The 12,297-nt window shown below is 39.2% G+C and carries 12 protein-coding genes; 3 read left to right on the forward strand and 9 right to left on the reverse strand.

What is annotated here, in order from left to right:
* Positions 1–148: 148 nt before the first annotated feature.
* The 7 genes from RG963_RS15085 to RG963_RS15115 form a co-directional block, all read right to left on the reverse strand.
* Positions 149–343: a CxxC-x17-CxxC domain-containing protein gene (locus tag RG963_RS15085; protein ID WP_310577104.1), complete on the reverse strand. Its 195-nt coding sequence runs from the start codon at positions 341–343 to the stop codon at positions 149–151.
* 529 nt (positions 344–872) lie between these two features.
* Positions 873–1,061 (reverse strand): DUF2795 domain-containing protein, encoded by a 189-nt coding sequence (locus tag RG963_RS15090; RefSeq protein ID WP_310577105.1) that lies wholly within the window; start codon positions 1,059–1,061, stop codon positions 873–875.
* A 255-nt stretch (positions 1,062–1,316) separates the two neighbouring features.
* Positions 1,317–1,514, reverse strand: coding sequence for a DUF2795 domain-containing protein (locus tag RG963_RS15095; RefSeq protein ID WP_310577106.1), 198 nt, complete (start codon positions 1,512–1,514; stop codon positions 1,317–1,319).
* An 837-nt stretch (positions 1,515–2,351) separates the two neighbouring features.
* Positions 2,352–3,017: a diacylglycerol/polyprenol kinase family protein gene (locus RG963_RS15100; protein WP_310577107.1), complete on the reverse strand. Its 666-nt coding sequence runs from the start codon at positions 3,015–3,017 to the stop codon at positions 2,352–2,354.
* Positions 3,018–3,662: 645 nt separating this feature from the next.
* Positions 3,663–4,661, reverse strand: coding sequence for a TIGR03557 family F420-dependent LLM class oxidoreductase (locus RG963_RS15105; protein ID WP_310577108.1), 999 nt, complete (start codon positions 4,659–4,661; stop codon positions 3,663–3,665).
* Positions 4,662–4,884: 223 nt separating this feature from the next.
* A complete protein-coding gene (alaXM, locus tag RG963_RS15110; RefSeq protein WP_310577109.1) occupies positions 4,885–5,616 on the reverse strand; it encodes an alanyl-tRNA editing protein AlaXM in 732 nt (243 codons plus the stop codon).
* A gap of 342 nt (positions 5,617–5,958) precedes the next feature.
* Positions 5,959–7,236 (reverse strand): coiled-coil domain-containing protein, encoded by a 1,278-nt coding sequence (locus RG963_RS15115; protein WP_310577110.1) that lies wholly within the window; start codon positions 7,234–7,236, stop codon positions 5,959–5,961.
* 299 nt (positions 7,237–7,535) lie between these two features.
* On the opposite strand from RG963_RS15115, the gene RG963_RS15120 reads away from it, so the two are divergent.
* The gene (locus RG963_RS15120) at positions 7,536–8,396 is read left to right on the forward strand and encodes a mechanosensitive ion channel family protein (RefSeq protein ID WP_310577111.1); all 861 of its coding nucleotides are present in this window, start codon (positions 7,536–7,538) and stop codon (positions 8,394–8,396) included.
* Positions 8,397–8,469: 73 nt separating this feature from the next.
* On the opposite strand, the gene RG963_RS15125 is transcribed toward RG963_RS15120, so the two are convergent.
* Entirely contained in the window at positions 8,470–8,832 is a 363-nt protein-coding gene (locus RG963_RS15125) for an Mth938-like domain-containing protein (RefSeq protein ID WP_310577112.1), read from the reverse strand.
* Between the two features lie 437 nt (positions 8,833–9,269).
* On the opposite strand from RG963_RS15125, the gene RG963_RS15130 reads away from it, so the two are divergent.
* Entirely contained in the window at positions 9,270–9,440 is a 171-nt protein-coding gene (locus RG963_RS15130; protein ID WP_310577113.1) for an AIM24 family protein, read from the forward strand.
* A 1,086-nt stretch (positions 9,441–10,526) separates the two neighbouring features.
* Positions 10,527–10,760: an Ig-like domain-containing protein gene (locus RG963_RS15135; RefSeq protein ID WP_310577114.1), complete on the forward strand. Its 234-nt coding sequence runs from the start codon at positions 10,527–10,529 to the stop codon at positions 10,758–10,760.
* A gap of 335 nt (positions 10,761–11,095) precedes the next feature.
* Here the strand turns inward: RG963_RS15135 and RG963_RS15140 are convergent, their stop codons facing one another.
* Complete coding sequence (locus RG963_RS15140) at positions 11,096–11,911, reverse strand: DUF166 domain-containing protein (protein ID WP_310577115.1); 816 nt, start codon at positions 11,909–11,911, stop codon at positions 11,096–11,098.
* Positions 11,912–12,297 lie beyond the last annotated feature (386 nt).

Here is a 12,297-nt window from a genome sequence, read left to right on the forward strand (position 1 = left end):
ATAGAGAAAGAAAAGAGATCGAAGATAGAAAAGAAAAAAAAGAAGAAAAGCTGAGGTAAGAATAGTAACCTCGGCAAATCAGTTAAAGATTAAATGTAGAATGAAAACACCAAGGCTTAACGTCTGAATTATTACTGAATATCTTTTCTTAATATCTTTTAGGTTTGCGCTTCGCGTAACACTCCCTGCAGTAGACCGGCCTGTCAGGATCCGGTTTGAAAGGTACTTCTGTTTCTTCGCCACAGTCTGCACATGTTGCTTTGTGCATCGTTTGTGGCCCTTTACTGTAATCGCGTTCTCTGCTTGAACCCCGATCCTTACTCTGGAAATCTTTTCCTTCCATTATGTTTTCCCCTGTATAATTTCCCATTAAAGTTTATACTTTAAAGAAGTATCAAATAATTCAAAAGAGCCTCACTTACGAATATGTCATTCCCTGCGGGTCTCGATGAACTAATTGAGTTATTAATATCTGGTATTATGATATTTATTTTTGTTGCATTATGCTTTAACAATTTCTTGCCTTTTGAGCGAATGCATTACAATCCATTTTTATCGGCTATGCTGGTTTCCCTCACATGTTATTACAGCATCCATCGAATTGAATCTCAAGCAATAACATAAGTTTCCAGAATTAATATTTAAGAGTTCCGACAAAAAATTCGTAACACTATTTTCTACTCTGCAATACATTTATCATCTTTGCTAAAAACCTTAACATTAGAATAATCACAGATATAGCCCGAAAATTTCGGCCAGATATCAATTTTCGGAAAAAGAAAGGAGGTTTATTAGCCTCCTACTTTTACCTGGATCAATGGGAGCTTTTTTGCTTGCTCCCCATTTGATGCCCTACTAACTCTAAAGTAGAGTTATTTTCCGTGAAATTCCTTGCTGACATCCGCAGCGTTGGTGTATTCCTTCTCCGGAAGCTCCTCAAGAACCTCAATAACTTTACTGCTGGCATCGTGTTTCTTAGCGTGTTTAATAAGATCCTTCTTGTGTGCAGGATAGTCTATATTTTTTAAAGCCTTCTGGACTTCAATAGGACTGGTTTGCATAAAATTTCCCCCATATTTTGTATGATAGTCTCAGTTCCTTAGCGACAAAAATGGTATCGATGCACTTCGTCAGAAGTTTTTCTCTGAGCATTTCTGTTACCAAACCTCTTGCGCCTTATTTTTGGCATGTTCAATATCCATCGATATATCATCCTCTTACAGAGATAACCGCCTGGACATTATATCGCATTTACTCTAAACTGCCGATCAGAAAATTCAGTACTCTTTTGGTTTTGGTGGTTTGATCCTTTCGATTTACAAACGCTCGATTTCCCTGGTAACGTCATCGGAGGTGTTATCTATTTCAGGTATCCCCTTCAGAAAGCCCAGAAAATCACTGCTAGCCTGCTTACCTTCGGCAAATTTTACAAGGTAATCTCTCTTTGCAGGATAACCTATGCCCTTGCCGGTTATGAACTCCTCAACTTGGCGCGGATTCCTTTTTGAGTTCACATCCCTGGATTCAGATGACTATTGCCTTTCCCACTTAGTTGCCCACCCTCCATTCAGTATTATGTAATATATAATATAAAAAAGAATTCAACCCAAACGTTTGGTAGAAGATGACTATTTAGGTCTGGCCTCCTCATATTTTATTAGTATTGGAAACTGAGGATACGTGAGAACAGGTTTTTGAACTGACTCCGATTGTGAAATCCAGGCCCAAAAACACAGCCTGATTTAAAACGGAAGAATCGAGAGAAAAGTCTCTTTACAACGGTTGCAGGATTAGAAAAATTACTCAATAAGGAAATAAGTTCACCACATATACAGAAAAACTTTTTTGAAATCAACTGAGCCCCAGAATTAACAAAATAAAAAACACTTATTGCGACTTCTAGTTACCATATAAAACTAACGCTTAGCTTATCTGGATATAGATCTATTCGCATAATGCTGACATTTTGGAAGTTGCATACAGACCACTAGATACTTTCTTCCACCAGCAGTGATAGCATCTTAGCAAGGGGGATTCGGATTCAGAACTCTGAAATATACGCAGGGTTTCTTACTTTTTTCAGCACTGAGATTAAATTCCTATTATTAAATTTAATTTATAGCTGCCTGCAAGAAAGCAGAATTCACAATGCAACATAGCCATTACTACTCTCCTGCCAATTAAAGCAAATTAATCGATATCCTCATTAGAATCAGTAAGCTAGTCAATCCAATAATTAATCTTAGAATCCCGGCTGCCATTTTATTTATCCCAGTTTACGGATAAATAAAATATATTTTTTACATAATTTAAATTTACCTCTAACTTCGGTAAAATCCTCAAGTGTCAGATTAAGTTATAATAAACATAAGTAAACCTGAAAATAAAGGAATTAAAAAATTATCGTTAAGAAAGAACTTGAATATCATTTGCGAGTTAAATTCCCGGATTGTCTGTAAATCTATAACGCTTTCCAGCAACATTCCACCTGCTGACCCTATAAAAGCCTGAACAGGAGTCACAAAAAAGGATGCTACTAAAAAGGCTGCGATCATACCAGAAAGTGTTCCTTCTACGGTTTTTTTTTCCGAATAGGGCAACTTATGCCTGCCTATAAGGACTCCTATTGCTGTTGCTACCGAGTCCCCGAATGCAACTACCGCGATAGAAGCACATGCGATTTCCTCAGGAAATAAGGTGAAGGAAAGAGTTACTCCGCAAAGGAGCAGAATAGTTCCTTTAAGAGGTACAGTCTGCGTTGAAGGCCTCCCCCACCTACACAGAAAGGCGGACAGAGAAAATGGAAGCATATTTAGCATAATAACGACTGAAACCGCCGCATAGAAGACGAGCAGGAACACCAGAACAGGCAGTGCAATGTCCCCAGTTGTCCGAATTAAAAGAATTAAAGCTACACCTGTGAAGAGATGTATCAATTGGCGCTCAACTTCGCCTTTGAGAGAGGTTCTTCTGTCGTGGTAATCACACTTTAAGTTCTGGTTATATCCGTTTACCATAAAATCACTTTGTTATGACCTTATACTTGCTCGAGCCCGACTAACTAACCAGAATCAAAATATCTGAAAAATAAAAGTCTAGAGGGTAATCTTTATTCTCTGTGATTCTGCCTAATAAAAATAAATATTTACTAAAAATATATAAATATATACAGTTTAAAGGATAATATTAAACAGATATTCTGCCATACAAAATAAGTTTGAAGGATAGTAGAATAGTATTATAGACAGATAATCCGATAGACAGATAATCCGGCTTTCAATTTCGGGTTATCAGGCAGGAAGTACTGATACTTGATACTGAACCTGTTTTCTTGTGAATTTTTAACTGGAATACTCTTAAAACTTTTCCGCGACCTCAATAACTAAGAGCCTATCTGAAAAGTGTTGTTACCTACTGTAACTTTTACAATTGACAATATGTACAACCGGAAAGGATGCCGATATTATAGGCCTATCGTAACTTTTCAACATGCGTTAATGACTTTTCGGATAGGCTCTAAATCCTTCAAAACCAAGTTAATAAAGGAATAATATGCCAAAGCTTGCTCATTTCGATACTCTGGCGAAAGATTCTGAGCAGGCGAAGAGTTTCTATGCCAGGATGTTGGTATTTTTCATAAAAAATGGAAATCTGAGAGAACCTTATACCTTCTCTTTTAATGCTGGTAAAATGTCTTTTCCGTAAGCTTTAAGGAAAGTTATCTGGTCAGAAGCTGCCGAATGAAAGTAAATATGTGTGAAACCCAGATCAATATATTTTTTCACAAAACTGATGTGGTCTTCAGGATTTTCGGAAAAGCAAGCCTGTTTTCGTATTGCTTCCGGGCCTACAACTTTCCCATTTTGAGCAGACATCTCTGGAGTGTAGACTTTATTAAGGAAAAGGGCAGGTATAAGTGCTCCAGCCCAGTATTTCATAAAATTCTCAATAGATGCTTCAGGATCTACCCCATAGTCGACAAAAAGCTCTATTGCCTTTGGCATGTTTTCTGTGCTCTTACCCGAATCCTGAGCCCCTTTTTCAAACTGGGAGAGAATTTGCTCATATTTATGTATATCCGGTTCTCCTCCTACAGTCAAAAGACCATCTCCATAGTAACCTGCAACATAGGCACTTTCAGGTACTAGAGAGGAAATATAGATAGGAATATTGTTTTTTGGCAGAGTATATAATTTGGCTTTCTTTGTTCGATAGTAACACCCGTCAAAACTGACCTTTTGTCCTGTCCAAAGCTCACGAATGAGTCCAATTGCCTCTACCATCCGTATCTGACGCTCTTCGTATTCCGGCCATTCGAGGGTTACTGGATATTCATTTAAAGCCTCCCCTGTTCCGACGGCAAGATATGTCCGCCCCCCGGCAAGCGAAGACACTGTTGCAGCAGCCTGGGCAATAACAGCAGGGTTATATCGCAGAATCGGGCAGGTTAAACCTGTTCCCAGTTCTATGCTCTGAGTGCTCACAGCCGCCGCACCAAGCCAGCTCCAGATAAAACAGGCCTGTCCGCTTTCACTCCAGGGGTGGAAATGGTCACTGGCATCAATACTTTCAAAGCCTGATTTTTCAGCAGTTATAACCTGTTGCAGCATTTCCGACGGAGGAAACTGTTCAGGCGCAATTTTATATCCTAGTTTAAGCAATCTTATCCCCCATTGATTTGTTTATAATTCAAGAATTATAATTTATGTTAAATAATCATGTTCAGACTCAAAAATCATCATTTCACCTCATGCATTCTGCCGATAAAATGCGCCTTCTTGAAACCTAAACCCGGCAGAGAAGAAAAGATTAAAAAAGAGAAAGAAAATGAGAAGAAAAGAATGGAAAAACAGAAGTGGAAAAACTACAGGCTCGATTTCGATCTTAATCTTCAAGTGTAAAATACATTCTCCTGTTGCTTTTCCCCTTGTTTTGAAGTTTTGTGATCTTTATACTCTTTATTTCTCCAGTATTTTTAACATGAGTTCCTCCGCAGGCTTCGATAGTTACTCCCTCTATTTCGACCATACGGACTTCTTTAATTTCATCGGAAAAACCTTTCGCCAGCGTGGTTAACCTTGAGAGCTTTTTTTCGGCTTCCTTACGGCTTACAAGATAGAAATTAACAGGATTATTCCTTGCTATAAGGTCGTTGGCAATTTTCTCGTACTCAGCGAATTTGTCCCTGTCAAAGGTTTCAAGGCTGAAATCCACCCTGCTCTGGTCAAGGCTTAGCTGATTCCCGGTTATCTGGGCTCCGGCCTCTTTTTCAATTACGTTTGCGATTACGTGAGTTGCTGTATGCATACGCATGTGCCTGTAGCGGCGATCCCAATCTATGAATCCTTTTACTTTGTCCCCTGCTTTTAACCCTGCAGAGACATTTTCACCAGCGATCTCATGACTGATTTCCCCATTGAACCTACCCGCATACAGTAACTCAAATTCAGCACCGTCGGATTCGCGGACCAACTTTCCGGTATCGCCTGGTTGACCGCCACTTTCGGGATAAAAGGCTGTACGGTCAAGAACTACAAATTTACCATCCGCCACTTTTTTGACAGTTGCTTCGAACTCTGTCAGGTAACAGTCAAGGAAGTAGAGCGCTTCTGTCATTACCAAACCTCTTTTCTGAAAATAATTTAAGGAATGATTTAAGAGAAATTAAAGCTGTAAGATACATAAACTATACAGTTTTGAACATAAATTTACACTTATCAAACTCAAGTTCTGTAATTGATGAAAACACCAATGACAAGGAATAACTGTAGTTTTGAAATAAGTTTATTCAATTAGTCCGCTTGAGCGAAGCGAAACGGACCCCGTGCTGTTGCGATTACATCGCAACTCCCAGAAAATCTCCGATTTGCTGTAATCCCGAAGCGGAACCCGGGAAGTGCGACTCGGAAAGTGCAACTCGAGCGGAAAGGCTGTACCCGTAGTTGTAAACTAAAAAGTTTAAGGCCTGAAGTTCACTCTTACACTGCTGTCGATTAAATTGATACTGGAGAGAAGTTTTTCCTTCCTGTTCTCAAGTTCTTCCCTTAAAACAGCCAGCTTCCTTTCGGAATTTTCGATATCTTCTTCAAGCAAGCGAGTCCTGTTAAGAAGTTCTGCTTCTTTATGTTCGAACCCGGCCAGTTTTCCGGTATTCGAGCCTGCGAGTTGAGCTTTTTTTGCTTCAAATTCCCTCAGGACTTCAAGATATTCTTTATTCTTCTCCGAAAAGTTTGAAATTGCGGTTTTTACCTGTAACAGGGCTTTTTCCTTTTTCTGTGCTTGCATATCCAGGGCATTATCCTCAAAGACTTTCTGAAGTTCCGGGAAAAAAGAAGAATCGACATTTATGGGATTTTCAAGGCAAATGTCAAGCTGCTTCTTTACTTCTGGCTTTAAGGTGTACCTACCGCTTTCGTGAAGTTTTTTAATCCTTGAGAGATGACCTGAAAGCGGAAGGATCAGAGAACTCAAACCTGCTTCGGCTTTCTTAAGTCTGTCTCCTGCAGCAGCAAATTCTTCCTGCAGGCTCTGTAAACTCTGCCAGGCATCTCCTTTTCGGAAATCTTCGAGAGCCTGACTGACACTGGAAGTTTCGTCTTTCAAAGCCTGGATTCTTCGGTTTCGAGATTCAAGTTCCAGCCTTTCTGTTACTATTGAAGCCGAAAGCCCCTTTATTTTGTCCTGATCTGAATAAGCTGCTTCAATTGCATCTATTTCCCTTTTATTTTCCAGAATTGTTTCTCTGAGCTTGTTGAAGACAGAACCTAAACTGGCAAGGTTTTCACTAACCTCTTTTGATTCCTGAGGAAAAACACCTCTGGTATACTTGAAACTCCGGTCCATATGCTCGAGGCATGTATCGAGATTCTGCACGGCTGCCTCATAAAACTCCCTCAGAGCCCTGAAGTCTGTGTTTTCCGGCACTCTGATTTTGTCTATCAGCATCGTGACCTGTTTTGCCACGTTTTCCCTATTGCTCTTCGCTCGCTTTACAGCCCTGATATCAAAGTCTCCCTCAACTTTCGCTTCTGCGAGCCTGGAATTGCTTTCTTTGAGTTCCGAAAGCGAAGCCTCAAGTTCCTTCAAAAGGCCGGAGACATCCTTTTCTATTCCGGAAGATATTTTTTGAAAGCTGGCATCCAGCCACGCAGGCAGGTCTTCAAAATCGATCTCTTTGAAGCCAGTTTCCTCACTGGAACCTTCTTTTTTTCCGAAGAACTTTTTAATCCAATTCAACCTGGACCTTCCCTGGATTTGATAAAACTATTTGAGATGTATTTCTTTAATCCCTGTATATGTTGAACGTTGTCCTATGAAAGACTTGTTCTATGTAAGGCTATTCCTTATTAAGAAAACAGGATAAAAGAAAGCTGGCATCGACCAGATACTTATAAAAGAAATTAAATGCATTTTATACTGGCGGCAAATTTGATTAATATAATTCTGAATTTTACGTTATAAATTCGACCGGAAAGCGGCATGAAATCGTTTCTGATCATCTCCGCACAAAGAAACAAAAAGTGAGGAGGGTAAAAATGAGTTATGAAATAATGGAACAGGTAATTCCGCATACTGAGATAACAGTATCCAGGTTGACGTTCGCAATTATAGTGCTGGTCCTCGGGTTCGTATTATCAAAATACATAGTTCATGCTTTCAGAAGAGCAATAGAGAATACAAAGATTCCAGACCTTACCATACAGTTTCTGGCACATCTTCTAAGTATCCTCCTGTATGTAATTGTTATTCTGGCTTTCTTGAAGAGTTTGAATTTTGCTGTGGATAGTTATATAATAGGAGCCTCTGCAGTAATAGGCCTGGTCCTGGGTATGGGCATGCAGGATACTTTCACAAACCTTACTGCTGGAATATGTATTGCGTCAATCAGGCCCATAGATATGGGAGAGACTGTGACTGTAAACGGACAGACAGGAAAAGTAAAATCCGTAAGAATTATGTCAACTGAACTTCTTACCCCTGACAACCAGCTTATAACAATTCCGAATAAGCTTGTATGGGGAAATTCTATTGTTAATATGACACGTATGCCCACCAGAAGAATTTCTGTGGATGTAGGGGTAAGCTATTCTTCCGACCTTGAAAAAGCTATCGGAATAGCACTTGGTCTTATGAAAATGCACCCCCTTATCCAGCAGGAACCTGAACCTGCAGTAGTTACCACCGAACTTGCGAATTCTTCGGTAAATCTGCAACTTCGGGCCTGGACAAAAACGGGGGATGTAGGAACTGTAAAGAACGATCTAATTACAGGCATCTTGAAGGTTTACACGAGAGAAGGAATTGAAATTCCATTCCCCCAGTTGGATATACGTATAAAAGAAATTGAAGTAAAGGCCAGTGAAAAACAGACAGTCGAACAAAGTATAATTGTATAAGAGTCAGCGGGACAGCAGAGCTATTTCAACAGAGAAAAAGCCCTACCGATCTCTTTAATAACCGCTTTTATGTTTAACATGTTACATGGAACATTGCAACAATTTTGCCTTCAAGTTCGTTCCAGCGTTCAATTGCCCACTGGGTCGGAAACAATTCTATGCCGCACTTATTTCCTGTGAAAAAATCTTCAGCTTCCTCAGATAGTTTCACAAAACCTGTCTGCCCGGTTCCTATGATGACTTTTTCTGTCCCTTCCTCATAAATGTGCTTTGCTTCTTCAAGTGAGATTTTATGAGAAGTCCCGTACAGTTCCTTTGATAGGGCTTTCTCCCTTTTCTCCACCTGCCCGTTAAGGCGGATTAGAATGTCATAGTCAAAGGTCTCTCCATCTACAGTAATCAAACCAAAATTCGTAGAATCAATCTTTGGCTTCATGGTTCACCTCTAAAACTAAAGTTGAAGACAATATTGTATATTTTATAATTGTGACACATACTTCATATATACGTGTGTTGTGCACAAATTTATCTAAGGTATTATGTGCATGAGACTATCAGATATTACTGGAAGTAATAAAAAGTCAACCAACGAATAAGAAAAAACAATAATACAGGCTATTAGCATATGACCTATATTATAGATTTAAGCCCATATTTCTAAATCAAATAGGCAAATGGGGAAATGAGGCCCCAAACCAGAGTTTACTGATGTTATCTGTTCTGGCTTTCATTATTGGAAACTTGCCTGGTTATTCAAAAGGCAAGATTCAAAGAAGCGAATTTTGAATCATTTGATACGTTCATTAAATCTAAAATAACCGTTTTCTCAAAATGACATTTTTGAAACATCAGTTTTGTTAAGACACAGCTTACTTGATATCAATCGCGTGGTCAGGAAACATAGAGCCGGAGATAAAAAAGGACATATCCCTGAAAACCCTTGTTGGAAGAGGCAGTGGAGAGTCCCTCCAGATGGCTTTCAGAGGAGAAGGATTTGTGTTGATCCAGCCTTATGAAGAAGTTTACTTCCACACGCAGGCCTGAAAATATAGTTTAGAATGTAAATATCTACACTTAACCCATTGTGATTCAGTGATGTGGAAAATACCAGATGGGTATGAGAAAACTGTAATTTTGTAAGATTAGTCCTCTCGAGCGCAGCTCAGTATCTTTAATATAAACCAGTCCGCTTGAGCGAGCGAAGCGAGTGAAACGGACCCCGTGCTCCCGAAGCGGAACTCGGGAAGGACAGCGTACTCCCGAGGCGCAATTCGGGCGAGGCGCAATTCGGGCGAAAGAATTGTGCTCTTATTTCTTTAGTTCCGTTCTTTTCATGGTTCATTTTCTCTTTTGAATATGTCAACAAATAAAGTGAGCCTGCTTTTGAATTTACTTCCTAGAAAAGGATAAGAGTTATAAAGTGTAAATATTTTATGTAAAAATAATATTTCTCAGTTCAACCGCTTGAGTCATATGAATGAAAATGTAACCTTACAGGCACCATCCTGCGAGAGCAAATAAGTGTGTAATTGTGGCAGTCAAAAAAGCCAGGATAGTAAAGTTCAGCAGTAGATGTGCAATTTAGGGACTTTCTTTTCTTAAAATAACACACTTATGTACTTCTTTCACAATAAGTAGTCTTAATAGCTCATTTCTGTAGAAAAAAACCTAAAAGAAGAGATATTTTTATATAAAAAGAACTATATGAGAATATCTATTGGCATACACTCATTAAATACCTTAAATTTAAATTTTAATGAGTATGAGATACATTTAGATAGAATTCTCAGTTTCATAATCTTTTAGATTTTAAAATAAAGCATTATAAAGCTTTAAATACGTAGTTCTATTTTTATTCAACACCATAAAAATAAGTATGTTTATATGTTAATTTTCCCCAGTGGGTTTTGATTACGAGCATTCTCGGATCACATGTAACCAAATATAAGGAGGAAAATTATGCAAAAAAAGATATTTAAAACAATATGTGTTTTCACTTTAGTCTTTTTTGTCATGTCAATGACAGGAGCAGCTTGTGGCAACAGTTGTAAAACAAAGACAAATGCAATAAACGATTCGTATAGTTTTAAACTTAAATCATGTCCAAATACTAAATATTGCTTAGGTACTGTGCTGAAGAATGACAAAGGATGCAACCTTAAAGTTACATCTACAAAAATTACTACCAAACTGGGCGGTACAGTGACGATGGATAGTAACGGCAAATTCTGCTACAAAGCACCAGCAAAATGTTGCTCTGGAGAAAGTCCTTGCACTGACACTTTCAAATACTGTGTAAAAGGTAAGGATGGAAAAACTGATTGTGCAACCGTTAAACTGAAAATCACATGCGCCAGCTGCTAAATACTTCAGTAGGTGCGCCTATTGCAAATAAGCACATTAAAGGGAACAGGAAGTGTTAATCTTCCGGGAATTTAATTCCCAAATCCCTTAATGCTTTTACCTTAATAAATTATGGAACCAGGTCGATCCAGTAGTGGGCGGACCCGGACTTACATTCCGAGATCTTTTTCTCAAGAAACTTGCTTACTGAGATTTGATCAGTATCTGGCTTCGGACTCAACTCTGCCAAAATGCGATTTAGGCGATTGTTTATTTTTTCGTTTTGGAGATAAGTTAAGGAATTTCGATTTTTAACTGTAATATCTTTTAGGGAAACTTCCTTAAGTAGCGAAGACTTATCTTTCAGAAGATATAGCTTGAGATGTTTCATCCCAGCAGACTGCAGAAAATCTGGCTTTTTCCTTTTTTGCACATTCCATTCCGTCTTCAACAGCCTCCCTGATAATATACCCTGCTTTGTGCAGGATAGTATCTCCAAGCTGAGGATCTTTATCCATACTTCCGGTACATGGATAGGAGTGATGGGCTCCTGAGATGGTTTCCTTATATTCGGGAGTGTCAGTCCAACCGAGCTTTTTTGCCACAAACCAGGTGGAACCGCAAGGAGCATCCCTGATTACACCTGCCCCAACAAACATCTTCCCATCGGGACTCATTTCGATCCTGAGCACAGGCTTTCCGAAGCCAAGGTCAATGAATGCGTCTATAACGGGTTTTCCGGTTTTTTCAAGGGAGCAGAAGGGTTTTGGCGCCTCAAACTCAACTCCAATGGCTTCAAGCTCTTTTCTAAGCTGCTCAAGGACGCCGGCAGGAGTTTTCTTTGAGTCTTCAGCAGGTGCAATTACGGCTTTTGCCTTCGTATTCTGCGCGACATCCGGAAGGGCTGCAAGGAGATCGGGATGGATGCCGATAGCAAGTATCAGGTCACATTCCGGAAGCTTTGGAGGCATGTACTGCCCGGGCTCTTCTATAAATGTGGGCAGATCTCCGGGAAATTCATAAATTCCCACAATCAGGTTTGCGTATGACTTCCTGGCCTGCCTGCAGTGGTTGCAGAGCTCTCCGCAAGACACACAGAAATTTCCCGGGTTAATCAGGTTCTGGATAACTTTTTTCCCAAGTTCGCCCGAATAGAGTACAAGAATCTTCATAACTTACTCCACTTTTTAAATAATTTAAAGGTCATTTTGCAATATTCTCTTTCTTTGTATAGATAAAATTCCGGGTTACTTTGCCCCTTAAATGGAAAAAAGAATAGAGAGCATATACCAAACACGGAAATATTTGAGAAGCTGCTTGTGAACCGGCTAACGTTCAGTTCTGACAGCACCCCTCCTTTAATGGTTATTCTCTTTTATACTTTATAATTATTTGATTCAATGTATAAATAATAGGAGTTTCGAAATAGAAATCAGTATCCAGAACTAAACCCCGATCTAGAATGTAAGAGAACAAAAAAAATGGGAAGCAGAGATAAAAAAGAAGGAAAAAATAGGGAGAAAGAATAACGGAAAAGGAGAAAGAATAACGGAAAAGG

Source organism: Methanosarcina baikalica (assembly GCF_031461075.1).
In the GTDB taxonomy this organism is placed as follows: domain Archaea; phylum Halobacteriota; class Methanosarcinia; order Methanosarcinales; family Methanosarcinaceae; genus Methanosarcina; species Methanosarcina baikalica.